Annotated in this window: 32 protein-coding genes and 1 riboswitch; of the genes, 15 read left to right on the forward strand and 17 right to left on the reverse strand. The window is 63.3% G+C overall.

Features of this window, described 5'->3' with window-relative positions; translation table 11 throughout:
* Positions 1–15: 15 nt before the first annotated feature.
* Complete coding sequence (locus tag EEB11_RS11750) at positions 16–675, reverse strand: exopolysaccharide biosynthesis protein (protein WP_135431551.1); 660 nt, start codon at positions 673–675, stop codon at positions 16–18.
* 225 nt (positions 676–900) lie between these two features.
* Here EEB11_RS11750 and EEB11_RS11755 point away from each other — a divergent pair, with 225 nt between their 5' ends.
* A complete protein-coding gene (locus EEB11_RS11755) occupies positions 901–1,314 on the forward strand; it encodes a hypothetical protein (RefSeq protein ID WP_135431554.1) in 414 nt (137 codons plus the stop codon).
* A gap of 188 nt (positions 1,315–1,502) precedes the next feature.
* Here EEB11_RS11755 and EEB11_RS11760 read toward each other — a convergent pair whose 3' ends face one another.
* Positions 1,503–1,676, reverse strand: a complete 174-nt coding sequence (locus tag EEB11_RS11760) for a DUF1328 domain-containing protein (protein WP_103333097.1) — start codon at positions 1,674–1,676, stop codon at positions 1,503–1,505.
* Here EEB11_RS11760 and EEB11_RS11765 point away from each other — a divergent pair.
* From EEB11_RS11765 to EEB11_RS11780, 4 genes are read left to right on the forward strand one after another with little or no spacing between them, the layout of a single operon-like run.
* A complete protein-coding gene (locus tag EEB11_RS11765) occupies positions 1,675–2,055 on the forward strand; it encodes a hypothetical protein (RefSeq protein WP_135431556.1) in 381 nt (126 codons plus the stop codon). The two genes, EEB11_RS11760 and EEB11_RS11765, sit on opposite strands and share 2 nt — an antisense overlap.
* A 7-nt stretch (positions 2,056–2,062) precedes the next feature.
* Complete coding sequence (locus tag EEB11_RS11770) at positions 2,063–2,254, forward strand: PLD nuclease N-terminal domain-containing protein (protein WP_135431781.1); 192 nt, start codon at positions 2,063–2,065, stop codon at positions 2,252–2,254.
* A 39-nt stretch (positions 2,255–2,293) separates the two neighbouring features.
* A complete protein-coding gene (locus EEB11_RS11775; RefSeq protein ID WP_135431558.1) occupies positions 2,294–2,674 on the forward strand; it encodes a phage holin family protein in 381 nt (126 codons plus the stop codon).
* A gap of 23 nt (positions 2,675–2,697) precedes the next feature.
* Complete coding sequence (locus EEB11_RS11780; protein ID WP_135431559.1) at positions 2,698–3,783, forward strand: hypothetical protein; 1,086 nt, start codon at positions 2,698–2,700, stop codon at positions 3,781–3,783.
* Positions 3,784–3,861: 78 nt separating this feature from the next.
* On the opposite strand, the gene EEB11_RS11785 is transcribed toward EEB11_RS11780, so the two are convergent.
* The 4 genes from EEB11_RS11785 to EEB11_RS11800 are packed head-to-tail and all read right to left on the reverse strand — an operon-like array spanning position 3,862 to position 8,020.
* Positions 3,862–5,424 (reverse strand): phospholipase D-like domain-containing protein, encoded by a 1,563-nt coding sequence (locus EEB11_RS11785; protein ID WP_245298882.1) that lies wholly within the window; start codon positions 5,422–5,424, stop codon positions 3,862–3,864.
* 39 nt (positions 5,425–5,463) lie between these two features.
* Positions 5,464–7,290 (reverse strand): sensor histidine kinase, encoded by a 1,827-nt coding sequence (locus EEB11_RS11790; RefSeq protein ID WP_167852724.1) that lies wholly within the window; start codon positions 7,288–7,290, stop codon positions 5,464–5,466.
* Positions 7,287–7,862 (reverse strand): RNA polymerase sigma factor, encoded by a 576-nt coding sequence (locus EEB11_RS11795; protein ID WP_135431565.1) that lies wholly within the window; start codon positions 7,860–7,862, stop codon positions 7,287–7,289. Before EEB11_RS11795 ends, EEB11_RS11790 begins: the two co-directional genes overlap by 4 nt.
* Positions 7,859–8,020 (reverse strand): NepR family anti-sigma factor, encoded by a 162-nt coding sequence (locus EEB11_RS11800; RefSeq protein WP_245298883.1) that lies wholly within the window; start codon positions 8,018–8,020, stop codon positions 7,859–7,861. The genes EEB11_RS11795 and EEB11_RS11800 overlap by 4 nt, the downstream gene beginning before the upstream one ends.
* An 89-nt stretch (positions 8,021–8,109) precedes the next feature.
* Here EEB11_RS11800 and EEB11_RS11805 point away from each other — a divergent pair, with 89 nt between their 5' ends.
* Together EEB11_RS11805 and EEB11_RS11810 are read left to right on the forward strand one after the other, a co-directional pair.
* The gene (locus EEB11_RS11805; RefSeq protein ID WP_135431567.1) at positions 8,110–8,919 is read left to right on the forward strand and encodes a response regulator; all 810 of its coding nucleotides are present in this window, start codon (positions 8,110–8,112) and stop codon (positions 8,917–8,919) included.
* Between the two features lie 181 nt (positions 8,920–9,100).
* Positions 9,101–9,583: a hypothetical protein gene (locus tag EEB11_RS11810; protein ID WP_135431569.1), complete on the forward strand. Its 483-nt coding sequence runs from the start codon at positions 9,101–9,103 to the stop codon at positions 9,581–9,583.
* A 61-nt stretch (positions 9,584–9,644) separates the two neighbouring features.
* Here EEB11_RS11810 and EEB11_RS11815 read toward each other — a convergent pair whose 3' ends face one another.
* The 4 genes from EEB11_RS11815 to EEB11_RS11830 all read right to left on the reverse strand — a co-directional run bounded on the left by EEB11_RS11815 (position 9,645) and on the right by EEB11_RS11830 (position 13,660).
* The gene (locus EEB11_RS11815) at positions 9,645–10,139 is read right to left on the reverse strand and encodes a Dps family protein (RefSeq protein WP_135431571.1); all 495 of its coding nucleotides are present in this window, start codon (positions 10,137–10,139) and stop codon (positions 9,645–9,647) included.
* Between the two features lie 79 nt (positions 10,140–10,218).
* Positions 10,219–11,238, reverse strand: coding sequence for a GGDEF domain-containing protein (locus tag EEB11_RS11820; protein WP_135431573.1), 1,020 nt, complete (start codon positions 11,236–11,238; stop codon positions 10,219–10,221).
* Positions 11,239–11,253: 15 nt separating this feature from the next.
* Positions 11,254–11,841 carry a heme NO-binding domain-containing protein gene (locus EEB11_RS11825; RefSeq protein ID WP_135431575.1) on the reverse strand — a complete coding sequence of 196 codons (588 nt, stop codon included), beginning with the start codon at positions 11,839–11,841 and terminating at the stop codon, positions 11,254–11,256.
* An 85-nt stretch (positions 11,842–11,926) separates the two neighbouring features.
* Complete coding sequence (locus tag EEB11_RS11830; protein WP_167852725.1) at positions 11,927–13,660, reverse strand: DUF4153 domain-containing protein; 1,734 nt, start codon at positions 13,658–13,660, stop codon at positions 11,927–11,929.
* Positions 13,661–13,874: 214 nt separating this feature from the next.
* Between EEB11_RS11830 and pstB the strand changes: the two genes are divergently transcribed.
* From pstB to EEB11_RS11855, 5 genes are all read left to right on the forward strand, one after another.
* Positions 13,875–14,672, forward strand: coding sequence for a phosphate ABC transporter ATP-binding protein PstB (gene pstB, locus EEB11_RS11835; protein WP_135431579.1), 798 nt, complete (start codon positions 13,875–13,877; stop codon positions 14,670–14,672).
* A 6-nt stretch (positions 14,673–14,678) separates the two neighbouring features.
* Positions 14,679–15,401, forward strand: coding sequence for a phosphate signaling complex protein PhoU (gene phoU / locus EEB11_RS11840; RefSeq protein WP_135431785.1), 723 nt, complete (start codon positions 14,679–14,681; stop codon positions 15,399–15,401).
* Positions 15,402–15,409: 8 nt separating this feature from the next.
* Positions 15,410–16,102: a phosphate regulon transcriptional regulator PhoB gene (gene phoB / locus EEB11_RS11845; protein ID WP_135431581.1), complete on the forward strand. Its 693-nt coding sequence runs from the start codon at positions 15,410–15,412 to the stop codon at positions 16,100–16,102.
* Positions 16,103–16,168: 66 nt separating this feature from the next.
* Positions 16,169–16,306: riboswitch (FMN riboswitch) on the forward strand.
* A gap of 75 nt (positions 16,307–16,381) precedes the next feature.
* Positions 16,382–16,873 (forward strand): 6,7-dimethyl-8-ribityllumazine synthase, encoded by a 492-nt coding sequence (locus EEB11_RS11850; protein ID WP_135431583.1) that lies wholly within the window; start codon positions 16,382–16,384, stop codon positions 16,871–16,873.
* Between the two features lie 91 nt (positions 16,874–16,964).
* Entirely contained in the window at positions 16,965–17,321 is a 357-nt protein-coding gene (locus EEB11_RS11855) for a thiol-disulfide oxidoreductase DCC family protein (protein ID WP_135431585.1), read from the forward strand.
* On the opposite strand, the gene EEB11_RS11860 is transcribed toward EEB11_RS11855, so the two are convergent.
* Together EEB11_RS11860 and EEB11_RS11865 are read right to left on the reverse strand one after the other, a co-directional pair.
* A complete protein-coding gene (locus EEB11_RS11860) occupies positions 17,318–17,680 on the reverse strand; it encodes a YigZ family protein (protein WP_135431587.1) in 363 nt (120 codons plus the stop codon). The genes EEB11_RS11855 and EEB11_RS11860 overlap by 4 nt on opposite strands.
* Before the next feature lie 12 nt (positions 17,681–17,692).
* The gene (locus EEB11_RS11865; protein WP_435531106.1) at positions 17,693–18,433 is read right to left on the reverse strand and encodes a M48 family metallopeptidase; all 741 of its coding nucleotides are present in this window, start codon (positions 18,431–18,433) and stop codon (positions 17,693–17,695) included.
* A 217-nt stretch (positions 18,434–18,650) separates the two neighbouring features.
* Here EEB11_RS11865 and EEB11_RS11870 point away from each other — a divergent pair, with 217 nt between their 5' ends.
* Positions 18,651–18,914 (forward strand): DUF8831 family protein, encoded by a 264-nt coding sequence (locus EEB11_RS11870; protein WP_135431591.1) that lies wholly within the window; start codon positions 18,651–18,653, stop codon positions 18,912–18,914.
* Here the strand turns inward: EEB11_RS11870 and EEB11_RS11875 are convergent.
* Complete coding sequence (locus EEB11_RS11875; RefSeq protein WP_135431593.1) at positions 18,911–19,348, reverse strand: DMT family transporter; 438 nt, start codon at positions 19,346–19,348, stop codon at positions 18,911–18,913. The genes EEB11_RS11870 and EEB11_RS11875 overlap by 4 nt on opposite strands.
* 21 nt (positions 19,349–19,369) lie before the next feature.
* The gene (locus EEB11_RS11880) at positions 19,370–19,624 is read right to left on the reverse strand and encodes a DUF167 domain-containing protein (protein ID WP_135431595.1); all 255 of its coding nucleotides are present in this window, start codon (positions 19,622–19,624) and stop codon (positions 19,370–19,372) included.
* Positions 19,625–19,745: 121 nt separating this feature from the next.
* On the opposite strand from EEB11_RS11880, the gene EEB11_RS11885 reads away from it, so the two are divergent.
* Positions 19,746–20,318: a nitroreductase family protein gene (locus tag EEB11_RS11885; RefSeq protein ID WP_135431597.1), complete on the forward strand. Its 573-nt coding sequence runs from the start codon at positions 19,746–19,748 to the stop codon at positions 20,316–20,318.
* A gap of 4 nt (positions 20,319–20,322) precedes the next feature.
* A complete protein-coding gene (locus tag EEB11_RS11890; RefSeq protein WP_210114858.1) occupies positions 20,323–21,012 on the forward strand; it encodes an EI24 domain-containing protein in 690 nt (229 codons plus the stop codon).
* Between the two features lie 208 nt (positions 21,013–21,220).
* Here the strand turns inward: EEB11_RS11890 and EEB11_RS11895 are convergent, their stop codons facing one another.
* The 3 genes from EEB11_RS11895 to EEB11_RS11905 all read right to left on the reverse strand — a co-directional run bounded on the left by EEB11_RS11895 (position 21,221) and on the right by EEB11_RS11905 (position 25,665).
* Positions 21,221–23,110: an acyl-CoA synthetase gene (locus EEB11_RS11895; RefSeq protein WP_135431601.1), complete on the reverse strand. Its 1,890-nt coding sequence runs from the start codon at positions 23,108–23,110 to the stop codon at positions 21,221–21,223.
* A 203-nt stretch (positions 23,111–23,313) separates the two neighbouring features.
* The gene (lysM, locus tag EEB11_RS11900; protein ID WP_135431603.1) at positions 23,314–23,748 is read right to left on the reverse strand and encodes a peptidoglycan-binding protein LysM; all 435 of its coding nucleotides are present in this window, start codon (positions 23,746–23,748) and stop codon (positions 23,314–23,316) included.
* Positions 23,749–23,883: 135 nt separating this feature from the next.
* Positions 23,884–25,665 carry an ABC transporter transmembrane domain-containing protein gene (locus tag EEB11_RS11905; protein ID WP_135431605.1) on the reverse strand — a complete coding sequence of 594 codons (1,782 nt, stop codon included), beginning with the start codon at positions 25,663–25,665 and terminating at the stop codon, positions 23,884–23,886.
* Positions 25,666–25,805 lie beyond the last annotated feature (140 nt).

The following is a 25,805-nucleotide window of genomic DNA, read 5'->3' on the forward strand; positions in this document are numbered from 1 at the left end:
GTCAGCACTCCGGCGTCACAGCAGCCATAGCACGCCCCCGACCGCAAGACCGGCCAGCACCATGGCCACCATCGCAATCCGGACGCGTCCCGTCAACATGGTCATCGCAAATGCTGCAATCAGCGAAGCCGCGATGCTGGAGGAAAACGGGATCAGCTCCATCATCGGCATCGCCATTCCCAGAGCCAGACACACCAGCGCCAAAGCCGGGGTCCACCACGCATGCGCACCCCCGCCGGGCTTTGCCGGTGCCAGCCCGTCAAACCGTCGCGCCGGAGTGCGCAGCCAGGCCAGGGCGCGGCGCAAGGCGGGGCCGGGAAGCCTGCGCGTACGGATGAATTCGGGCAGCCAGACTTTCGGGCGGCGCAGCAAAATCTGCGCCGAGACCAGGGCAATCACCAGACCGCCCACGATCGACGCCCCCGGCACACCGCTCAGCGGTGACACCAGCAGCAGCGCAGGCACAAGCAACACGGCGGCCATAGAGGATTGCCCCATGGCGTCCACCAGATCGCCAAGCGCCACACGCTCTGCCCCACGCGCAGCGCTGTGCAGGCGCGACACGACCCCCTTCAGGTCAGACACTGAATTGGCAGGCCGATCGGCGCCGGATGGTCCAGACCCTGCCTTTGGCCCCTCGGGTGGCAGGCCCTGCTTGTCTTGCATGATCGACATGATCAGATCGGTTCCTTTGCGCCGCCACAGTCTCCGCACCTTTGCTCAATATGGCTCAATGCGGCGCTGCCTCCTCTGGTTCCAGCCAATGGGCTTCCGAGTGTCGCTTCAGATGGGCAATTCTTCGCCGATCTGCAAGAGAGCGGGAACCAAACCCTGCCCCTGCGACGTTAAGGCTGCATCGCGCCCATTGAGCGTGCGACCATGTGACGACAGGAGCGCAGCATGACCGCCACCGATCCGCCCCAGCCACATCTTCCTTCTGGTTCGCCTTCTGTTCCGCCACGTCTGGACCTGCCATGGATGCAGGCGCTGATCGCGGCGGGTGCCGGCGTGGCAGACCCTGACGGCAACGAAGACTCCGCCACGGGTCAGGCCAGTAACGCCGTGCACTATATTCGATGCGGTGGCGGCCCGGGATGCATGGGGACTGGCAACGACTTTCTGACAGCAGTGTCCCGCGCCCGGAAGCTGGTGGCCAACGGTGCCCGGCGGATCGTCTTTCTGACCACCGAAAATACACCTGATTGCGCTCTGCGGCATTCCCTGATCAGCTTTTCGCGTCACGCCGGCCGCGCCCTGCCCGCCCGGCCCACAGAATTCGTGGTTGTTCCTGTCACCCAGCAGCAGGCTGACTGACAAAACTGATAATTGCCGGTGAGGCCCCGCAGATTTGTGCTGCGGGGTTTTGTGATGCGAGACAAATGTAGTCAGGTCGCGGTTAGTCTGGTGTTTGCCAACATTCCTTTTAGCGTCACCCATACAGCAAAAAAAGGCCGCCCCGAGGGGCGACCTTTCTTCGTGTGCGATGTCCGCAAGGGGTGCGGTCAGACCGGGGGCTTGCCGCGCACGGCACGAGCAATCATCGCCACAACGAACAAGACGATAAAGACAAAGAAAAGGATTTGCGCAATCGAGGCCGATGCGCCTGCAATTCCGCCAAAGCCCAAGGCCGCTGCAATCAGTGCCACGACCAGAAACGTCAATGCCCAACCAAGCATGGTGATCTCCTTCATTCTGGTTCAAGTTCAGGTCAATGCGCCGCAGCGCTTATGGCAAATCAACGTGGCCGCTGAGGTCGGGTTCCCAGCGAATTTAAACATGCCCCCGAAAATCAGGCTTCAGGCTGCAGCGTTGGAAATGCGGTCCTGGTGCCGGACGGATTGTTCCTGCATCCTCGATCCGCCGGTCAACCTGACGGGTCTATCCTTTGATTTCGCGCAAAGACCGTCACAGTCAAAAATTGCGCTGCCTCTTGGGTTTTCGACGGAACCGGATGGCGGTTATCGCGTTGTAGGATCACACCGTAGCGGACAGGCATCGCACTGCTTGACCGCGAAAGATTTCAGACGATCCGCAAAGGATGTGCAGAATGAATGAACTGAGCATGTTTGAATTATCAGGTTTCGGCGGACTTCTGATCCTGGCCCTTGATCTTTGGGCCATTATTTCTGTCATTGGCTCTTCTGCCAGCACCGGGAAAAAGGTGCTGTGGACGTTGTTGATCTTGTTCCTGCCGATCATCGGGTTCATCCTGTGGCTGATCATGGGTCCGCGCTCGGCGACAAGCCGGGTCTGACCCTTGGCTGGCTGACCCACGACTGACAGGAAAACCGTAATGTCGCGCTCTGGACTTGAAGGCCTGATTGTCCCGCTCATGGATCTTTTGATGCTGGGACGGCGGGCCGTGGCCTTGCGGCTCGCGCTTGCGAAGGTTGAGATCCGGACGCGGACCTCGTCTTTGGTGACAGCGCTGGTTCTGTTGCTTCTGGCGCTGATCCTTGTGGTGATCCTGATGGTTCTGCTGGTGCAGGCGGGTTTGCTGGGTCTGGCGCTGCTTGGCCTGACGCCACTGCAGGCTGTGTTGACGGCGGCCTTTGCTTGTGCCGCGCTGGCGCTGCTTTTTGTTTTCGTTGCGCGCTCTTGCCTGCGCAGGGCGACGCTTCCCCTGACCTCACTCGCGGGCAGCGGTGACACCTTGCCGACCACCCGCCCCTGACAAACCTTGCATAGGAGACTGACATGGCACGCTCCCGTAAATCCGAGGCGCTGTATGATGAAGCACGCGCCACCGAAGACGCATTGCGCGCGGCCATTGGCCGCCTGTCGGGCCGGTTGACCGGACGCCGCGACATGCGTGACACAGCCACGGATGATCTGATCGGCCTCGCGACCGGGCCCTTGGGTCAGACCGTTCTGGCTGGTGCGGCCGCCCGCGCCCTGCGCAGCTATCCGTTGGCGACCGTTCTGGTCGGGGCCGGGCTGGCCTGGTTGACCTTTGGCACCCGGCGTGACGAAAGCCTGACCGACCGCATGGCCGACACCATCGAAGACTGGCAGGCCCGCGCCGATGATGCGCGCGAAGCCGCCCGCGAACGCCTGACGGCGCTTTATGAAGACATGTCCGACCGGGGGACCGATGCTGCGGCCTTCGCCCGCGAAAAAGCCACGGTCACCGCCGATCTGGCCGCAGATCTGGCATCTGCCTTTGGGCATGGCCTGTCGGATATGAGCGCGGATGCCGCTGATCGGATCATCGCCGCGCGCGAACGGGCCTATGCGGCCTTTGCCTCTGGGGCCGAAGCGATCGAGGATCAGATCGAAGATCTGGCCGAACCCGAGGATGACCGCAACATCCTGCGGCGTCATCCGGTTGCCTCGGCGGCAGTTGCCCTGGCCCTTGGCGCGGCACTTGCCACGGCGCTGCAGGCCAATCGCCGCGAAGGTGACTCGCTGGCAGACTCTGCCGAGGCGCTGCTGGCCAAGGCCCGCAAGACCTTTGACACCGAGCGCACCGCCGCCGGGCGAGCGCTTGGCGAAGCCGCAAGCGCCGTGCGCGCCCGTGGGACCGAGGCAGCGCTGGCCATGGTCTCTGATCTGACCGACATTCTGGAAGGTGCCCGCGACAAAGCCCGCGACACCGGCCGCCACGCTGCCGAAGCTGTCGAAGACGTGGCGGAGGATGTGGAAAACTCGCTGCGCAAAACATCGCGCCGCGCCGCATCAAAGATCAACGGGGCGGCAAAGCGCGTCAGCGCGCAGACCCGCACCCGCCGTACTGCCACACAAAAGCTTGCCGACAAGCTGACCGGCAGCCGCGCGGACTGACGCCATTCCTGTCTGCCCCTGCCTCTTCAAGGCAACCCCGACTGACCCATGGCTGATGCCATGGGTCTTTTTTTGGGTTCAGACCATTTCCGGCGGCAGGAACGGCACCGCTGTGCCGAACTTTTCGGCGGCCCGGATATCGTAAGGCAGCACAAAGCCCTGACGGTCCTCGGGCGCCCGTGCCGCATTGGACAACGCTAGCCCCCGCCATGCGGCAACTGCCGTCTTTGGGTCATGAAAACTGGCATCGGCATGCTCGGGCAACCAGTTGGTCATACAGCGGTGCCTGATATCATCCACCACCTCGGGTTGGGAGAACGCCACCCCAGCCTCGGTATCCCAGCGCATCGACCGCCCGTTCAGGTTGGCCGACGAGATGATGGCCACGTGATCGAACACCGATACCTTGGCGTGGATATAGATGAGCGGGGCCTTGGCCAGCAGATCGCGCCCATGCTTTTGCTTGGGCTTGACCCGCCTTTGCTGCGCCGCACTGCCGATGAACAGACGCGCCCCGAAGGCGCGTTGCAGGTGGCGCAGGCATCGGGCCTGATGCCATTCCCCCACCTGGGCATCGAGCCCGTCATGCTCGCCGAACGCCAACTCTTCGGGCGCTCCGGGCAGCATCAGGATCAGGCGCATATCAGGCTGCTGCCGCGCGGCCCGGCACAGCGCCTTGGTCAGCTTGCCATCGCGGAAATACTGGGTTTCCAGATAGATTAGACCGCGCGCGCCTGCAATGGCCGTACAATGGGCGTTGAAAATCCCCTGCACCACGGGTTTGGGGCCAAATCTGATCAGCGGCACATGGCGTTGCCGGGACAAAGTCACAAGCAGATCGCCCGTGTTGATCGGTGCGACCTGTCCCGCAGTGACCGCCTGAAACGTCTCCAGATGCCGGGCGGCATCGGCGGCCACCGGACCACGGACCAAAGCCTGCACATCGTGCCAGGTCTGCTCCGCCGCCTGTTCGTGATCCTGATCATCATAGCGCCGCTCGTTCAGATCCAGCCCACCAACATAGAGCGCCTTGCGGTCAAACACCGCAATCTTCTGGTGATGCGTCCCCGGAAACAGGCGTGGCAAGGGCCAGAGCCGGGGCCGCACGGTGCCATCATCGCGCACCACCATCAAGGCCCGTGCCCCCGGCATGTCACGCAAGGCCGTCGCGCGGATCTGTGGCGATTGCCGGTTCAGCCAACGCGTGCTTTTCAAGACCCTCGCCATGATCATGGGGGAGATGACAAACCGCGGCACCGACCCCGTTTGCGCCGGATGCCGCGCGGCCCTGGCAGTCAGCCGTGCGGCCCCGGGGCCAGCCACCTCGGCCGCCGCCTGCAACAGGCGCAGGCTGCGCCATGTACCGCGATGCATCACAGCGCGGGCAATCGGGTCGAAATCCGACAGGGTCAGCGTGATGCTCACCCCCCGCTGCAGGCAATGCACGATCAGATCGAACCACCGCTTTCCCACCGCCTGCCCTTCGGGCGACCGCAGGCGGGTTTCGGGATCGAACACCAGAAAGCTGCCGATGATCTCGGATTTCGCGTCCAGAAACGCGCGCTCAAGGGCCGGATAGGCCTCTGCCGCCGTGATGAAAACCTGCGGGGACTCGCCCCCGGATGAGCCGTTGTCGCGCATCGTATCGCCCATTGTTCCGGTGTCGCACCCTGCCCCGGATCAGGACAGGTCATCCTCATCATCCGCCTCGGGACGGGCAACCACCTTGGGGGCCACCCGTTCTTCCCCTTCCGACAGGGGACGCATGGGGAAATCCATGTTCAGCACGTAAGCGTCTCCGCTGCGGCCGCGGGTGATCTTGCCGCTCAGCTGCTGGGAAAAAGCCGTCAACAACTGTGATCCGAAACCATCCTTGCCGTCGGCATCCGGACTGTCCTTGCCGTCGCCCCCTGACGGCATCAGGCTATTTTTCAAGGTGAACCGCGCAGTGCTGTTTTCCAGCCGCCGCAGCGTCAGCTCGACCCGCGCCTTGCCGACGGCGGCGGTCGGGGAATGCTTGATCACATTCGCCATGCCCTCGGTCAGGAACAGCGCCAGCGGCACGGCTTGATCGGGTGTCAGGCGGATATCATCCACCTGCGCGTCCAGCGCAAACCGCCGCCCGGGGGCGGACCCGATCCGCAGCAGATCGGTGGCGACACGCGGCAACAATTCATCGGCGCGCACATCGGTCAGCCCGCTGGTCTGGTACAGCTCGCGGTGCACGGTGGCGAGGCTGATCACCCGGTCCTGAACCGTACGCATCGCCTCTTTCGCCTCGGCGGTGCGGGCACCGCGCAGCTGCATATTCAGAATGGATGCGATAAGTTGCAGGTTGTTCTTCACCCGGTGGTGAACTTCCCGCAGCAGCACTTCCTTCTGATGGATCGTGTTTTCCAGATCCGCCTCGTTGCGCACCACTGCCTCGGTCATCCGTTCATAGGCCCGCCCGACCGAGCGCAGTTCCAGCGCGGCACCTGCCATATCCAGTCGCGGCAACTGCCGCTCTCCGGCGGCGAAGGCCGTGATCCGGTCGCGCAATTGCCGCACATGCCGCAGGACCTGACTTTCTGACGCAAGCAGGGCCACCAGCAAACTTGCCGCCCACATCATCATCGGGAACAGAAAGGCCGGAAACGCCCCTTCGAAAACCGTGTTATCCAACCGGTTCGCGGGCCACGACCCCAGCAAATACAACGTGCCCGCCTGCAAGGGTACGATGGCAAAGGCGCGTCGCTCTCCCGTTGCAGTTCTGGCGACAAAGCTGGTGCCAGTGCCGTCGACAAAACTTTCCAGTGGACGTTTCACCGGCAGGTTGTCACGCGCGGCATCCATCCCGATCGAGGATGTCAACAACACGCCTTTTCCGTCAAATGTCATCAGGGACAACGGCTGTGCTTCATCACGTACATTCACCAGCACGCGCCGGTCAAGGGCTTCATGTGGCAAGGACACAAAGGCAAAGCCCATCAAGGCACCAGACCGGTCCCGCACCGGATGCGACGCAATAAGAACCGAAGTCTTCGACACCGGCCCATGTGGGTTTACCGCAATTTTCGGGCCGGGGTCCGTCAACAGCTGAGCCATAGCATCGGTGCCAGAAAGATCGCGCTGTTCATTCCGGGCACCGCACAGCATCTGGCCGTTCACGTCAACATAGCCGGCAAAGGTGATCAGGCCGATATCCGCCTCGACCACGTTGTCCATGACTTCCCGGCAAGCTTCCAGATTGGCCGCCACACCGCCGCGCAGCACTGCCCGCAGAACCACGGCAAGCGTGGCGGTCTTGGTCTGGGCCTTGACGATTTCTGCAATCAGCGGGTTGGCCGCCATCAGGGTTTCCCCCCTGATCACATTGGTCACGCGTGCCTCGGCCAGCTGCGCGGTTTTCAGACCCTGAACATAGCTTAACATGGCAAGCGGCAGCAGTGCCACGCCCATCACCGCCATCAAGCGAAAGCCCAGCCCTGAAAACCGCCGCCGCACGGCGGCACTTTTCGTTGTCATGCGGCCTGGAATCCTGACCGGCCCATCACGGCAAGGGTCGCGCCGGACTGTTCCGCCAGAATATCCTCGCCCTCGGCCAGACCCAGCATGTCGCATAGCCGGGCCCGCGCACGGTTGGCGCGGCTTTTCGCCGTGCCGATTGCGACACCCATCATCTGGGCTGCTTCTTCATAGGAATAGCCGTTTGCACCGACCAAGATCAGAACCTCACGGTGCTCTGGCGACAGTTTGTCAAAAGCGCGGCTGAAATCGGTGAAGGCAAGCCGGCCATCATGATGCGGTTTTTCGAACATCGTCGCGGCATGAACGCCATCGGTGTCCTGCACTTCGCGGCGGGTCTTGCGCTTTGACGAGAAAAATGTGTTGCGCAGGATGGTAAATAACCAGGCACGAAGGTCGGTGCCAACCGTGAACTTCTCGATATTCGACCATGCTTTCAGGATTGTTTCCTGCACAAGATCATCCGCCTCGCTTACATTGCGGGTCAGCGAGATCGCAAAGGCGCGCAGCGATGGGATGTGGTTCGCCATTTCGTCACGCGGATCAGCCTGAACAGCGGAAGCGGAAGTCATTTTTTTGACTCCTTGGCCTTCAACTGTTCAAGCAACAGCTTGAACCGATCAGGTACATCCTCTTTCAACGCATCTTCATAGACACGCTTCAGGTTTTCGTCGATGTCCTTTCGCAAACTGGACTTCTGGTTGTCACCTGCCATATGTTCCATCATCATGCTGTGCTACTGATCCCGCATATATTCATGGAACCGAACGCTAATCCAGTGCGTTTGGTTCCGTAGAAAACGAAACTGGGGAGAAAATAATGAATGCCTCTGCGACCTTCGATCTGACTTCGGCAATCGCGGCCGACCTTCCCTTTTTGCGCCGCTACGCCCGTGCCCTCACCGGCAGCCAGGACAGTGGCGACCGATATGCTGCCGCCACGCTGGAAAGCATCCTGATCGAAGACACACCGGTGCGTGAAGCAACGACCCCAAGGATTGGCCTGTTCCACTGCTTTCACCGGGTCTGGGCAAGTGCGGGTGCTCCGCTGGATGTCGAAGACGACATTCTGGCCAGGCGCGCGCAGGTTCATATGTCGGGCCTGACGCCAAATTCGCGTGAGGCGCTTTTGCTGCATGCGATCGAAGGCTTTGATCGCCCCGCCATCGCAGAAATCATGGCGCATGACGAAAGTGATGTGCAGGCGCTTCTGGACGCCGCCATCCGCGAGATGGAAGCGTCGGTGACCGGCAAGGTGATGGTGATCGAGGATGAGGCGATCATCGCGATGGATATCGTCGATATCGTCGGCCAGATCGGTCACAAGGTCACCGGCGTCGCACGCACCCGCCGTGAAGCGGTGGAACTGGCGGCACGCGAGCGGCCTGACCTGATCCTGTCGGATATCCAGCTGGCTGATGATTCCTCGGGCATTGATGCGGTCAACGATATTCTGGCTCAGTTCGACGATATTCCGGTTATCTTCATCACCGCCTTCCCCGAACGGCTGCTGACCGGCGACAAACCGGAACCGGCATTCCTGATCACCAAACCGTTTTCCGAAGAGCAGGTGCGCTCGGCCGTCAGCCAGGCGATGTTCTTTTCATCGACCCAAACACTGCACGCCTGAGACAGGTCACACCAGCGAACAGGATGTGCGCCGTTGGAACGAAAACATAAGCGCCTGCCGGTTCCGGCTGGCGCTTATTTCTTGCTGAATGAAAATCTCTGGGAACCTTTTGATCAAACGTGCGTTTGTCATCCAAGCGCAGGTAATAGCCTGCGCGGCCATTGCACGAAAGGATCTACTCATGTTCCGCAAAATTCTGATGACGACCACCGCCTTGTTCCTCGCAAATGCCGCGTTTGCTCAGGGTACATTGATTAAAGAAGTGTCCGTCGAGGCCGACATTACCGCAATTTCAAACGCGGAGGCCGCAGCCTACTGGACGAATGCCGCCGACGATCTGGAAAACGCCATTCTGGCGCGACTGGTTGACCGTACCGGTGAGGAAGGATCGAAGATCCTGATCGACATCGACGAACTGTCGCTGGCCAACTCGTTTCAAAACCAGCTTGGCCTGGAAGATGCTGTATTGGTCGGGTCGGTCAACATCACTAGCGAAACCGACAATTCCAAGTTTGACAACTACGAGTTGACGGTCACTGCCCTGAATGCACAGGCTTTTGCCGCCGATGGCACGGTCCTGGAAGGCGCATTTACCGATACCCCGGAATATTATGCTGCCCTGATCGCGGCCTTTGCCGATGGCGTTGTAAGCCGTCTGGACTGAACCATCTCGCTGCTTTGGAAGGGCCCCCGGAAAGCATCCGGGGGCCTTTTGCGTTCGTCGGTTACTTGGCAGTCGCGCGCAGCATCCAGGCAGCCTTTTCGTGAAAGGCGCAGCGGGCGGTCAGCAAATCTGCGGTCGCCACGTCTTTCCCCTCTTCGGCCTTTTCGATCACATCGCGCATCCGGCGCACCACGGCTTCGTGGTCGCTTGCCAGATCTTCCACCATATCCTGCGCCGAGCCCAGTTTGGCCGGGTCTTTCACGCAAGACATCCGCGTGATTTCAGACATCTGAAACGGGGCAATCCGCCCAAGGGCGCGGATCCGCTCTGCAAGATCGTCAGCCGCCTGAAACAGGTCGGTGTACTGGGCTTCGGTCAGCACATGGATGGAATGGAACATCGGGCCTTCGACATTCCAGTGAACCGCATGGGATTTGAACAAAAGACGGTATGTGTCAGCCAGCGAATCGCTCAGCCCCTTGGCGATTGCTGTCACGCCAGTGATACCGGTGTCGATCTTGTCAGAGCCGGGCACGGCCTTCAGTGCTTCAGACATAAGTGGTCCTTTCGAAATACGGGCAGCCGGACATGGCCCCCTCATGGCAAAAGAACGTTCGGGTGACAGGCGCAGTTCCCTATTTCGGCCCCGGATCCGGCGTGAAGGCCATGACACGCCCGCGTCCGGCACGTTTGGCCGCGTAAAGCGCTGTGTCTGCATCGTTCTGCATCACCTGCGCGTTGCGCAGGCGGTACAATGTCGACACCGTCAGCCCCGCACTGGCCCCGATCTGGCAGGTCTGCCCATCAAACACCATCGGCTGCGCAATGCCTGCGATGATACGATCAGCCACCACAGTCAGACGGGACAGGTTTGTCAGGCGTGGAAGCAGGATGACAAACTCATCCCCGCCCACCCGGGCAACCAGATCGCCCGCACGGGTTTCATTTGACAGCACCTTGGCAACCACCCGCAGCACATGATCGCCCGCCGCATGGCCCAGCCTGTCGTTCACCGCCTTGAAATGATCCAGATCCAGATGCATCAATGCAAAGGGCTTGTCTGCGGCAACCGTCCGCGCAAGCGCCAGATCCAGCGCGCGGCGGTTGCGCAGCCCGGTCAGCGTATCGGTCAGCGCCAGTTCTTCGGCATGCGACTTGGCCCCCTGCAGTCGCTGGTTCAGCCGCTGCAATTCCCCCATCACGGCACGCTTCACCTCAACCAGGTACAGCAGCTCTACCGTCAGGTCGGTGGCCGCGAAATCGGCATCGGTCAGGCCGTGGGTGCGGACAGCATCGACCACGCCAATCCCGAACGACAGGTTCAGCACGATGCCGCCCGCCTCATCCGTCATCGCAAGACCGCGGAATTCCGCCCCTGCGTGTCGCAGGCACAGATGCAGCCTTTGGCCCTGTCGCGCCACAAGGTCTGCCATGACCTCGACTCCGCCCGGGCGACGCACCTCGAACAGGTCAAAGAAATTTCGGCCGACCAATTCCAGCCCTGCCCCGATCTTGGCCAGCGTCGGGCCACGGGCCGTGATCCTGCCATGGGCCGACAGGTGCAGGTGCATCGGCATCAGCCGGTCCATCGCCGCAATTCCCAATCCAACCGGGGGGATGCAGTGGCCTTCATCCGGTCTGCGCCGGTCATCCATCCGGACATCCACAGGTCATACCGTGCCTGCCGCCAGATCGAAAGGGCGGCCTTCGGCAAAGGCTTCGTCCAGCACAAAAATCTGGATCACATCGACCCCGGCAAGCGGCGGGGCCAGTTCCAGCACGACCAGCGCGCCATAGTCATCGGCCATCGCCCGCAGCAGACCCATAAGAATATAGCCCGCGCCCGCAACATAGGGCAGCGCCTTCAGGGTAAACCGCCCCGCCCCATGATCCTGCAGCGTAAGCGCCGGCAGTTCCAGATAGGGCAAGGCCAGCCGCGCGCGGTCCGGCAACTCTTCCAGTGAATGCAGGAAGTCACGAAAGCTGACCCCGCCGAACCGCAACAGCCGCCGCAACCCATCGCGGTCACGATGCGACACCAATTCCGTGCCCAGATCTTCCAGCACAGTTTCCCGGGTCTGGCCAAGCAGGTCAGAGGCTGCACTGACCAAGGCATCGGTCAGAGCAGGATCATAGGTCAGCAACGGTTCAAAACCATCGAACGGCGATTGCGCCCGCTGTACCACGCGCTGCCAAAGCGCCGCGCCATGGCGTTCTTTCAGGAAGTTTTCCAGTGCGCGATTGATCAGCCCATACACTGGTGCGCCCCTGTCGTATGCATTACAACGACCCTCAGGCTAGGCCACAGACGTTAACAAAGTCTTGGCCTCAGACCCCGCCATCTTACGGAGCCAGGATCAGCCCCCCTCCACCCGGCAAGCTCAGCTGGTTCACCGCCAGCGGCATGGTCGCGGGTGGGGCGGCCTGCCAGGCGCGGATCAGCGCCGCGCCGTCTTCATGCTGCGGCAGAACGCCATTTGCCGGCATGACGTCGCGGATCGTCGGTCCCGAAACCGGATCATTGCGAAAGCCGGTGAACTGCACAAAGCCGCCGGGACCGTAATCCAGCAGCAGCGCCTCTTCGCCGGGCAGACCGGGCACAAGGTCGGCCACCACCATCACACAGCCCGCGCCCCCGCCGGGCATCTGTCGGGCACAGCTTTCGCGCAGGGCTGTCAGCCGGTAGTCGTCAAGCGCGCCCAAATACATGTCGCGCGTCGCCGTCGCCCCTTCGGGCTGCAACGGCAGCAAGCCGACCAATGCGCCCAGCACTGTGTCACGGTCGGCGGCACCGCCCTGCGGGGCGGCCAACGCCAGCCGCCGGGCCAGATCCTCCTGCCCCGGTTCCGCCGCCCGCGCCTCCAGCATTTCCCGTGCCCGCGCGCCCGGAATGCCCCAGCGGTCCAGCAACCCGGGCTCCAGCGCGGCGACCGGCAGACGCCCGTCCTCCAGCCGCGCCATCAGACTGCGCGCCGACAGCCGCTCGGCGCTCAGCACCGGGGTCAGCGCCAGCAGGGCCATCGCCATGACGACCATGGCCATCCCCACATTCGCCTGCCGCACCCGTGCCATCCACCCTGCCCCCCGCAGCACCGCCAAGGCGTAAAGCGCGCCATAGCCGACACCAAGGGCTGCGACCTGGGCCGCAAACACCCGTTCCGGCGTCCAGCCGTATTGCACCACCCGAACCCAGACCGCCCAGGCCCCCAGCCCCGCCATTACCGGCAACATCACCGCCATGGCCTGCGCCATTCCGGTCAGTACCCGCCCTCGCGCCGCCTCCGTGTCATCCTGATCCACCACCACCGTCACCAGCGCCGTGGACGCCCCCGCCATGGCAAGCAAAGTCAGGGCAAAGGACCAGCCGCCGAACAGGCCGGACACGCCCCTGACCGGCAGGGCCAGTAGAAACACGCCCGACACCACAAACACCACCGGCAGCAACAGCCGTAAAAACCGCAAGATCAGGCTGGGGCTGACAACATCGGACAGTTCCTGCACCACCGCCAGCCCAAGCCCCAGGGCCCCCCCGGTCACCAGCCAGCTGGTTGGGCCAAGGTCCATCACCCGGTCGATCAGGCCGATCCCGACCCCTTTCAGCAGCGCATCCGACAACAGGATGACCGCCCAGACCAGCCCCACAAAGGCCCAGGCCGCAAGGGCACGCACCACCATCGCCCAACTTTCCCCGAACAATGCCGCATAATTCCGCCAACCACCCCGATGCGACGCGATCCAGAACGGAAGAGGAAGCAAGGCCAGGATCACGCTGCCCAGCACCGCATGCGGACTGTCCAGCACATCTTCGGCCCGGACAAAGCCAAGTGCGGCAAAGCCCGACATCACGGTCACCCCCGCCGCTATCAGCAGCGCGCCAAGGGCGGCCCGCGCTGCGGAAAGGGGTCCGGTCATCAGCATGAGGGCGGTGAAAAAGCAGAACACAAAACTCGCCACCGCCAACAGAGGCCGCCCGGCAAGACTGCCCGCCTCTGCAAGTTGCGACAGACCATACAGCCCCACCCCAGCCGCAATGCCCATGCCAGTCAACACCGCCCGCGCCGTCATCTGCCTGTCCATGTCCTGCCTTCCGGGGCCCTGTCTGCAGCAAAGGCTATCCCCCAAGCGCGCAAAGGGCCAGAGCCCGCGCAACCCGAGGGCGAAATCCATCGCGCGTCATGTCATGATCATGTTACAAAACCGATGCACGACCGTCATGCCGCTGCGGTACTGCACGTGCAATCGAGTCGCCTCACGCATGCGTGGCGCGCAGACGAAGGGAAGGCGGGACGCCATGAAAGACATTCAGCTTGAGGAGAGGGTCGTGTCCGACCACAAGAACAAGATCACAGCGCGCGGCGTTCAGGTGCATTACGGAACCACGCATGCTTTGAAAGATGTCGATGTCGATATTCTGGACCACACCGTCACCGCCTTCATCGGCCCGTCGGGGTGCGGCAAATCCACCTTCCTGCGCTGTCTGAACCGGATGAACGACACCGTGGCCTCGGCCCGGATCGCCGGCGAAATCCTGCTGGATGGCGAAAACATCTATGACCGCAGCGTGGACCCGGTCCAGCTGCGTGCCAAGGTCGGCATGGTGTTCCAAAAGCCGAACCCATTCCCGAAGTCGATTTATGACAACGTGGCCTACGGCCCCAAGATCCACGGGCTCAGCACCAGCAAGGCCGAACTGGACGGAATCGTCGAATCCTGCCTGCGCAAGGCTGCCCTGTGGAACGAGGTCAAGGATCGCCTGGCCTCTCCCGGTACTGGCCTTTCCGGTGGGCAGCAGCAGCGTCTGTGCATCGCGCGTGCCATTGCCACCTCGCCCGAGGTGCTGTTGATGGACGAACCTTGTTCGGCACTGGACCCGATTGCCACGGCACAGGTCGAGGAACTGATCGATGAATTGCGCAGCCAGTTCTCAGTAGTGATCGTCACCCATTCGATGCAGCAGGCCGCCCGTGTCAGCCAGCGCACCGCCTTTTTCCACTTGGGAAATCTGGTCGAATACGGGGAAACCGGGCAAATCTTCACTTCGCCCAAAGACCCCCGCACCGAAAGCTATATCAGTGGCCGGATCGGCTAAGGAATGATGAATATGGAACCGCATATCCGTTCGGCCTTCGACCGTGACCTTGAAGGTGTTCAGGCTCTTGTCATGAAGATGGGGGGGCTGGTCGAACATGCCCTTCTGCAGGCCGCTCAGGCGCTGGAAACCCGCGACGAGGCGCTTGCCGCCGAAGTCCGCGCCGGGGACAAGGCCATCGACGATCTGGAAGACCTGATCCACACCGAATGCGCCCGCATCATCGCGCTGCGCTCTCCCACCGCTACCGATCTGCGCACCGTGCTGACGGTGATGCGGATTGTCGGTTCGCTGGAGCGTTCGGGTGACTATGCCAAGAACCTTGCCAAACGCTCGCTGGTGCTGAGCCAGATGCGCCCCGTGGGCGGATCGTCCGGGTCGATTTCGCGCATGGCGCGCTCGGTGGTCGGACTGCTGAAAGACGCGCTTGATGCCTATGTCACGCGTGATGCCACTCTGGCCGAGGATGTGCGCAAACGCGATGCCGAGGTGGACCAGATGTACAATTCGGTGTTCCGCGAATTCCTGACCCACATGATGGAAGACCCGCGCAACATCACCGCCTGCATGCACCTGCACTTTATTGCCAAAAACATAGAACGTGTCGGCGACCATGCCACGGGCATCGCAGAACAGGTGCTGTATCTGGTCACCGGTGTCATGCCCGATGATGACAGACCCAAAAGCGATGTCACGTCACTGACCGATTCCGCCACGACGACGATCTGAGGCACCTGATGGCCCATACCTCGCAACCCGTCGTGCTGCTTGTCGAAGACGAGCCGGCACAGCGTGAAGTTCTGGCTTACAATCTGGAGTCAGAAGGCTTTCGGGTGGTGCAGGCCGCCAATGGCGAAGACGCGCTGATGATGGTCGATGAAGACACGCCCGACATCATCATCCTCGATTGGATGATGCCGGAACTGTCGGGGATCGAGGTGTGCCGACGCCTCAAGATCCGGCCCGAAACCCGCTCCATCCCGATCATCATGCTGTCGGCCCGCGCCGAAGAGGTGGACCGCATCCGCGGTCTGGAAACGGGCGCCGATGACTATGTGATCAAGCCCTATTCCGTGCTGGAACTGATGGCCCGCGCCCGGGTGCAGTTGCGCCGCGTGCGGCCATCGACCATCGGTGTGGTGCTGGAATGGGACGACATCCGGCTCGACCCCGAAACCCACCGGGTCTACCGGGGCAATTCCGTGCTGAAGCTGGGGCCGACCGAGTTTCGCCTGCTGTCCACCTTCATGGAAAAGCCAGGCCGGGTCTGGTCGCGCGAACAGCTGCTGGACCGGGTCTGGGGCCGCGACATCTATGTCGACAGCCGCACGGTTGACGTCCATATCGGCCGGTTGCGCAAATCCTTGATGCAGAACGGCGGGATGGACCCGCTGCGCACCGTGCGCGGTGCGGGCTATGCATTGGGGTAACCCCTTTGTGCACAGTTGCTGCGCGAAATCCTGTCTTGCCCTGCGTGGCCGAAAGCCGTAGCAATTCTGTGTTCTCAGGGCGGGGTGCAATTCCCCACCGGCGGTATAGCCCGCGAGCGCCAAGCACCCCCTTGGGGCACTTGGGTCAGCAGATCCGGTGAAACTCCGGGGCCGACGGTATAGTCCGGATGAAAGAGAATGGTCTGTGCCTGCCGGGTTCCCGGCAGCGCTGTCCGTTTGATGCTCTGGGACCTGACGCAGAAACGCAAAGGTTCCAAAATGACCCACCCTTCCCCCTACACCTCTCCGGCCCGTGTCGCCGTCATCCGTGCCCGCTGGCACGCCGATATCGTCGACCGTGCGCATGACAGCTTTGTCGCCACCGCAGCCAGCCTGTTGCCGCAGACAAATGTTGACACCTTCGACGTACCCGGCGCGTTCGAAATGCCGCTGCTGGCAAAAAAGCTTGCCGAAACCGGGCGCTATGATGCCGTAGTGGCCATCGCCTTTGTCGTCGATGGTGGCATCTACCGCCATGATTTTGTGGCCGGTGCCGTGATCGACGGGCTGATGCAGGCGCAGATGACCACCGGCATCCCGGTGTTCTCGGTCTCGCTGACGCCGCACAACTATCAGCCGACCGAGGTGCTGACCGCCTTCTTCGCCGATCACTTCGTGAAAAAGGGTGCCGAGGCGGTTGAGGCGGTGCGGCAGATCCTGACCCTCACCGCGCAGCTGGCACCCGCACAACCAGCGCGCAAAAGCGCCTGATGCCAAGGCCCGGGCGCGCGTCCTACCGCGCCCGGGCCCTGCGCCGTGCTGTCACACTGTCCGGTCCCGCGGCACGGGCTATTTCTTTTAAATGAATGACCAGACCCGCGTGCTTTACAACCAGACCTGCCCGATCTGCCGGGCCGAGATCACCGCCTATCAGCGCCGTGCATTGCGCGACGGCCTGCCGATCCGCTTTGACACGATGGACCACGCCGCAGACTGGGGCCTGACCCCGGATCAGGCCGCGCGCCGGCTGCATGTCTGGCATCAGGGGCAGGTGCTGTCCGGTCTGGCAGCATTCCGCGCGCTTTGGGCGCAGATGCCGCATCTGCGCTGGCTGGCGCGGCTGACCGGCCTGCCCGGCGTGCACTGGGTTGCCGACCGGACCTATGACCACATCCTCGCCCCGCTCCTCTACCGCGCACATTTGCGGCGGCACCATTAGCCCGCCTTGCGCCACGCCTCCAGAAAGGCGCGCACGCAGGTAACCACATGGGCAAAGCGGTCGCCGCCCAGATGCACCCCGCCATACCAGCGCGTGACCACCACCACGCAGTCAGTCAGCCCCTCGCGCTCCAGCATTTTCAGGATCACCGCCCCAGCGCCGGATTCGCCGTCATCGTGGCGCACCGGCCCCTCTTCGCTCAGGATGACGGCCCAGGTGTTGTGCGTGGCCTTGGCGTATTTCTTTTGCCGCTTCAGATCGCGCAGAAAGACGTCCACCCCGGCGCGTCCCACCACTGCCCCGCCCGATACCGCATAGCGCGAGCCCCGGTCGCTGACGACTGCCTCAAGCTGGATCATCCCTGCCCCGTGTCACCGCAAGCCCGCAACCACGCGACGCACGGTTTCCTGGCGCTGCGCATTCGGGGGGTGGCTGCCCAGAAACTGGTCCCCCGGGTCCGGCAGACGGGTAAAGAAGGCTGCCCCCCGCACCGGATCAAACCCGGCGCGGAAGGCGATCTCGGCCCCCAAGGCGTCAGCCTCAAGCTCAAAATCACGTGCATAGGTCCGGGCGCCCATCGTGGCACCCATCTGCTGCGCCGCCCGCACCGCCTCTGGCGGCGCGCCCGAGGCTTGCGCCAGCACCCCGGCCAGCACGGCCCCGGTGGTGGCGGTCCGCTGCACCTGCGGGATGTGCCCCGCCACATGATGCGCCGCCTCATGCCCGACGACAAAGGCGATTTCATCGGCGTTGCGGGCATCTGCGATCAGCGCCAGCGTGAACCCGATGATCGGGCGACCCGACCGGTCCAGCGTCTGAAACGCATTCGGTGGCTGATCGGGGCGGTCATCGACCACAATCTGGAAATCGCAATTGCTGCGCGGGTTACGCTCACGGCACATCGCCTCGGCCACCGGTTCCACCCGCGACACCACGGCCACGAAATTGCGCGCCGCCTGCTCTTCCGTCAACCGGTCGCCGGTCATCGGCACCGCCCCCACCGGCAAGGGCAGGGGTTGCACCACCGGACCGTTGGCCGGATAGGCCACCGGCTGGCAGGCGGCAAGCAAGCCCGCCACGGCCACCATCATCGCGGATCGCTTAAAGACCATCTGCCGCCTCATGGAATCTTCTTCGGATTTTTCTTTTGGTTGCCGGGCAAGATAGCAGGTGCCCCGGCAGACAAAAGACCCCGTATCCCCCTTCACGCCAAGTTGCACGGGTCCGCCGCCAGATCCCAGCATCCGCGCCGCGACCCTCGGCAAAAATGCCGCCCTGTCCCCCGACTATCCCGTTGCGCTTGCCATGGCCCCGGCGCTACTCTGCACCATGTTTACCATTGAACACGACTTTGACGTGACCGTGATCACCCTGATCGACGAAGGGGCCGATGGTCTGGAAGAGGACGTCACCATCCTTGCGTTTGAGGAATGCGTCGTGCTGGAACAGGAAGACCCGCTGTCGGGCGATATCGTGCGGGTGACACTGTCAATGGGACAGTTGGCCGACCTGGCCGCCGCACTTGACCTGCCCGAAGGCAGCTACCGGCTGGAGCGTTCCGCCACATCGGGCCCGACCAAACCCCAGCCCTAAAGCCGAGACAAAACCACCCCTGCCGCCACCAGAATGACCGCCAACACCCGCGTCAGGCTGACCGGCTGTACCGGCACCCCGAAGGCCCCGATGGCATCCAGCACCAGCGCCCCCGCCATCTGCCCCAGGATCAGAGCCGCCATCGCGGTCACCACCCCCAGCGTGGGCACGCCCGAGATCACCGACCACACGTAATAGGCCCCCAGCAAACCGCCCGCCCATTGCCACAGCGGCACCGCCGCCAGCTTGCCGAACGGATGGCTGACCGTCGCATAGCTCAGCACCATCAGGGCTGCGAACCCGACCGCAAAGGACACCGCCGCCGCAGGCAGCGCCGCGCCAAGCGTGCGCCCCAACGCGCCGTTCAGCGGGGCCTGCACCGCAATGGCGATCCCGCCCAGTAGAATGGCCAGAAGCGCGGGAAGCTGAGACATGGGCGGGCCTTTCGGGTTGGGTCACTCAAGCCGGAATGTCTTGTCGCGCGCCGCAGCCCCGCGCACAAGGGTCAGCCGCGTCTTTGCCACGCCCAAAGCATGGGCCAGCGCCTCGACCACGGCGGCATTGGCGCGCCCCTCATCCGCCGGGGCGGTCACGCTGATGCGGAAGCCTTCGGCAGTATGGGTCACGCCCGGCTGGCGGGCGCGGGGCGTCACCCGCACCCGGATTTCGGCCCCTTCATGCGCCAGATGGCTCCATGCGCCTTTGGTCATGTCCGGCCCCCGTTTCGTGCGACCCTGACCCAGCCGCGCGTCGGATGCAACCTGCCCGCGGGCACTGGAATTTCCCCGCGCCACCGCATAGCTTGCATCCGACCAAAGACCGGAGCGCCCCATGCCAGACCCGAACCCCGCCGTTCTCGATTATCTGGCCAACCGCCGGTCACCGGGGGCCAAGACCTTCACCGCTCCGGTCCCCGACCACGACGCGCTGGTGCAGATCCTGACCCTTGCCACCCGGGTGCCAGATCATGGCAAGCTGGAACCCTGGCGAATGATCGTGCTGGACCGCGCCGCCATGGCGCGTCTGGCCGATCTGGCCGAGGCGCGGGCGCTCGCGCTAGACGGCGATGCCGAAAAGATCGAGAAAGGCCGGGGCCAGTTCGATCGCGGGCAGCTGGCGGTGGTGGTGATTTCGGCACCCAAACTGGCCGAGAAGGTGCCGCTGGCCGAACAGTTGCTGTCGGCGGGGGCCTTGTGCATGAACATCGTCCATGTGGCAACCGCCGCCGGCTGGGGGGCGTGCTGGCTGTCGGGTTGGCCGTCGCATGACGCCACCTTCCGGGCGCAGGCCTTTGGCTGCACGCCCGATGAAACCGTCGCGGGCATCATCCACATCGCCACCCCTGGGCCACTGGGGCCAGACCGGCCCCGGCCAGACCTGTCGCGGCTGGTCAGCTGGGGTTGAGATGATCATCGGCGATTTCCTCAAGGCGCTGCGGCAGTTGTCCGATCCCCGCTTCCGGCGCGTGATGGTGCTTGGCGTGCTGCTGTCGCTGGCGCTGCTGGTGGCGGTCTATGCAGGATTTCTGGTGCTGATCCAGACTTTCATCCCCGACAGCATCGCCATCCCCTTTGTCGGCCCGGTCGAGGGGCTGGATACGCTGCTGTCCTGGGGGTCGGCTTTGCTGATGATCGGGCTGTCGGTGTTTCTGATGATGCCGGTGGCTTCGGCCTTCACCGGGCTGTTTCTGGAAGATGTGGCGCAAGCGGTGGAAGACCGGCACTACCCCGCCCTGCCGCCCGCCCCCCGCATTCCGCTGGGCGACGCGCTGGTGGATGCAGCGAATTTCTTTGCCCTGCTGATCGCGGTCAATGCACTGGCGCTGATCCTTTATGCCTTTGCCGGGCCGTTCATTCCGGTGGTGTTCTGGGCGGTCAACGGGCTGCTGCTGGGGCGAGAATATTTCACGCTGGTCGCCATGCGGCGGCTGGGGCGGGAGAGGGCGAAGGCGCTGCGCAAGCAGCATTGGGGCAAGGTCTGGCTGGCGGGCACGCTGATGGCGGCGCCCTTGTCGGTGCCACTGGTCAACCTGCTGATCCCGGTGCTGGGGGCGGCCACCTTTACCCATCTGTTCCACCGGCTGAACCGGGGGGTCTGATAGGGTCCGCGCGAGGGGTTTTTCCCGCGCGTGGTTTGTTCCAAAGTCTGCCCCCCGGTCCTGCCGGGATATTATGGGACTGAAAATGGGCTGGGGTGCGGGGTTCGCCCAATACCCGCTTTCGGGCAGCGATTTCTGTTTGCGTCCTGTCGCACTGAAGGGATCCGGCGCGCGCCCTTGACGGATGCGCGCCGACAGCACCGGTGCCTTACGCCGCCCAGTCCCACGGGCTGGTGAACCCGCCCAGCGCCTCGGTGACCTTTGCGTTCTCGACCTCGCCCGTCTTGCTCAGCTTGGCGACCAGACCGCGCTTCTTGTCTTCGGCCACCATGGCGACGGTGGCGGGGATACCGGCCTTGGCCAGCGCCTCGTCATAGACGCGGGTGATGGCCATGCGGCGCAGGTCGGGTTTGAAGACCTTGCCCACAGCGGTTTTGGGTACCTCGGACAGGATCTCGATGTGTTTAGGCAGCGCCGCGCGTTCGTGGATGTGGTTGGTGGCATACTCCATCAAGTCGGCCACGGTGGCGGTGGAGCCTTTGACCAGCTCGACATAGGCCGCCGGCAATTCACCGGAATGCGCGTCGGGCTGGCCGATGGCACCGACCACGGCCACCGCCTCATGCCCCATCAGCGCTTCCTCGATGATCGCAGGGTCGATGTTGTGGCCGCCACGGATGATCAGATCCTTGGCGCGGCCGGTGATGAACAGGTACCCATCGGCGTCGATCCGCCCCAGGTCGCCGGTGCGCAGAAAGCGGCCTTCGGCGAACAGATCCTTGTTCTTGTCAACCTCGGTGTAGGTCGAGCCTTCGAACACGCCGGGGTTGGCGACACAGATCTCGCCGACCTCATCCACGTTGCATTCGCGGAAGCCTTCGGCCGTCTGGATCAGGATGCGGACATGGCTGTAGGGAAACGGCAGCCCGACCGAGCCGATCTTTTTCACCCCGCCCGGTGGGTTGATCGACACAAGGCAGGTGCATTCGGTCAGCCCGTAGCCTTCGACAATCTCGATCCCCGTTTCCTTCTTGAAGCGGTTGTAAAGCTCTACCGGCAGCGGCGACGAGCCGGAAAACGCACTGCGCAAGCTGGAAATATCGGCATCCACCGGGCGCTGCATCAGCGCCGACAGGGCGGTGGGCACCGTGATCATGTAGGTGGCCTTGTAGCGTTCGATCAGCTTCCAGAAGTTGTCGAACACGCCGTCACCGCGATAGCCTGCGGGCGTCGGGAACACCACATGCGCGCCTGATGTGATCATGCTCATCAGGATCGGATAGGCGGCGAAGACGTGAAACAGCGGCAGCGGGCACATCACCACATCATCGGGCTTGAACAACAGCTCTGCCCCCAGCCAGCCGTTGTAGACCATGCCCGACACCTTGTGCTGCGCCACCTTTGGCATGCCGGTGGTGCCGCCGGTGTGGAAATAGGCGGCGACGCGGTCATGCTTCTCATCGGCGAAGGTCAGGCGGTCGGCGGGCTGGCGGGCCAGTTCGGTGGTGAAATTGCGCACATTGGCGGAATGGCTGGTGGGATTCTTGGGCCGGATCAGCGGCACGATGTATTTCTTGGCACCCGACAGGTAGCGCACCAGATCGACCTCGAGCACGGTTTTCACCGTTGGCGCATGGCGCACGGCCTGCGCCACCTTCTGCGCCAGATCGGTCTTGGGGAACGGACGCAGGGTGACGACGACCTTGGCCTTGGTTTCGCGCAGGATGGCGCTGATCTGTTCGGGTTCCAGCAGCGGGTTGATCGGGTTGACGATGCCCGCCACCGCGCCGCCGATCAGGGTGACGGCGGTTTCGAGCGCATTGGGCAGCACATAGGCCACCACATCGGTTGGGCCGATGCCAAGGCTGCGGAACAGGTTGGCGGCCTGGGTGACCTGGCCGTGCAATTCGGCCCAGCTGAGGGTTTCGCGTTTGGTATCGGCCCCCGACAGCAGCTGATAGCTGATGGCGGGGTGGGCACCATGCGCGGCCTTTGTTGTGCTGATACAGTCATACATCGTGCGTGCCACCGGGCGGTCTGCCCATGACATCTCGGCCTCGGTCGCGGCGATATCCTCGCGCGTGACGAATTTTTCCATTGGTCCCCTCCCCTGTGGTCCCTCTGCAGCCCCGTTGATGGGGGGCCTGTTTTCCCTGTGGCCTACAATGTGGGCAAACGGGCGGTTTGCCAAGCGCTGGCGGGCGGTGAAAACGCAACGTCAAAGCGCTGTCGGCAACCGACAGAGGGCAGGAAAAAGGCGGCCCCACCGGGGCCGCCTTGTGCCATCGGCCTCGGGCCGGATCAGGCAGGGATGCGCAGCATCTGACCGGGATAGATCTTGTCGGGGTGCTGGAGCATCGGCTTGTTGGCCTCGAAAATCTCCATGTAGCGGTTGGCATTGCCAAGATGGGCTTTTGCGATGACCGACAGGTTTTCGCCTTTTGTCACGGTGTGGAACACAGGCTCTGCGCCGTCATCCTCGTCTTCTGCCTCGACCGAGGCAACACCGGCGACATTACCGACGGCGAGGATGACCTTTTCCTTCATCTCTGCCGATACGGCCTTGCCTTCGACGGTGACCTTGTCGCCATCGACCTTGATATCAAGCCCGGTGGTGTCAAGACCCAGATCCTTGATCTCGGCTTTCAGCGCCTCTGGCTCCGGCATTTCGGCCGCTTCGGCCTTGCCGCCGAACAGCGATTTGCCCGCGTCCTTTACGAAACTCCACACACCCATCGGTATCTCCTGTCATCCTGTTGCGGTCCGCGCGGCGGGTGCCGCGACCGTTGGGGCAACCCTATGGCGGGTTCAGATCAAAGCACAATGACGGTGGCGCGCCATCGGCGGGAAAATGTCTGCGGGCTTTCCCCCTCAGGCCGCGCCGTCCGTGAACTGCAGGCGCGCGAGGCGGGCGTAAAGGCCGCCCTCGGCGACCAGATCGTCATGCTTGCCCTGCGCCACGATGCGCCCCTGATCGAAGACCACGATCCGGTCGGCGCGTTTGACGGTGGCAAGCCGGTGCGCCACCACCAAAGTCGTGCGGCCTATCGCCAGCGTTTCGACCGCCGATTGCACCAGCCGTTCGGATTCGGCGTCGAGCGCGGAGGTGGCTTCATCCAGCAGCAGCACCGGCGCGTCACGCAGGATGGCGCGGGCGATGGCAATGCGCTGCTTTTGCCCGCCTGACAGCATGACGCCGCGTTCGCCAAGGTAAGTGTCATACCCCTGCGGCAGCAGGCTTATGAACTCATGCGCGGCGGCGGCGCGGGCGGCGGACTCTACCTGCGCATCGGTGGCGTCCGGTTTGCCAAAGCGGATGTTGTCGCGGGCCGAGGTGGCAAAGATCACCGGGTCCTGCGGCACCAGCGACAGCGACTGGCGGAAATCGGTGCGGTCAAGATCGCGCAGATCGACCCCGTCCAGCAGCACGGCACCCTGTTGCGGATCATAGAACCGCAGCAGCAGTTGCAGGATCGTGGTCTTGCCCGCGCCCGAGGGGCCGACCAGCGCCACCGTCTCGCCGGGGCGGACATGCAGGGAGATGCCGTCCAGCGCCGAGGTGTCTGGCCGGGCCGGATAGCGGAAGGTTACCGCATCAAACCGGATGTCGCCCCGCACCGGGCGCGGCAGCGCCTTTGGCTGGGCCGGGTCTTTCACCGGATCGGTGGCGTGCAAGAGTTCCACCAAACGTTCGGTGGCACCGGCAGCGCGCTGCAGTTCACCCCAGATTTCAGACAGCGCGCCGACCGATCCGGCCACCATGATGGCGTAGATCACGAACTGGATCAGTTCCCCCGCTGTCATGGCCCCGGCGCGCACATCGCGCGCACCCATCCACAGCACGCCCACAATGCCGGTGAATACCAGAAAGATCACAAAGATCGTCAGCACGGCACGGGTGCCGATGCGGGTCTTGGCCGAGGCAAAGCTTTTCTCCGTCACTTCGGCAAAAGCGGCGCGGGTCTGGCTTTCATGGGTGAAGGCCTGCACCGTCTGCACCGAAGACAGCGCCTCGGAGGCGGAACCGGAGGAATTGGCGATCCAGTCCTGATTCTCGCGCCCCAAGGTGCGCAACCGGCGGCCCAGAATGATGATCGGCACCACAACCACCGGCACGATCAGCAACACCAGCCCCGCCAGCTTGGCCGAGGTCAGCAGCATCAAGACCAGCCCGCCCAGCAGGATCAGGCTGTTGCGCAGCGCAATCGAGACCGATGATCCGAGCAGCGACAGGATCAGCGTGGTGTCGGTGGTGATACGGCTGAGCACCTCGCCCGTCATGATGCGTTCGAAAAACGCGGGGGACAGCATCAGCACGCGGTCGAAAAGCGCACGGCGGATGTCGGCCACCACCCGCTCACCCAACCGGGTGACAAGGTAGTAGCGCATGCCAGAGCCAAAGGCGAACAGTCCGGCGATGATGATGGCCGCCCCGAAATACTGGTCAAGGATCACCACATCGGCGTTGAAATTGTCGACCACCCGGCGCACCGCCAACGGCAACACAAGACTGACAGCGGCTGTCAGGATCAGCGCGAGCAGCGCCAATACCAGAAGGGGCCGGTAGGGGTGCAGAAACGGCAGCAGCCCGCCAAGGGCGCTGACCTGTTTCGATTTTGCGCGGTCCTCGGTCACAATGGGTGTGCGTGCCATATTGTCCTGCCTTGTTGTGCTGCGGGTTTAGGCAACCGGGGCCACCGGGGCAAGCACCCCATTTGCCGCGCCTTGTGCGGTCCGGCGGCGCGCGGCGACGGCCGGGGGTGCTGGCGGCATCTGTATTGGCCTCCGGCGGG

This window comes from Pseudotabrizicola sediminis, assembly GCF_004745575.1.
GTDB lineage: Bacteria > Pseudomonadota > Alphaproteobacteria > Rhodobacterales > Rhodobacteraceae > Pseudotabrizicola > Pseudotabrizicola sediminis.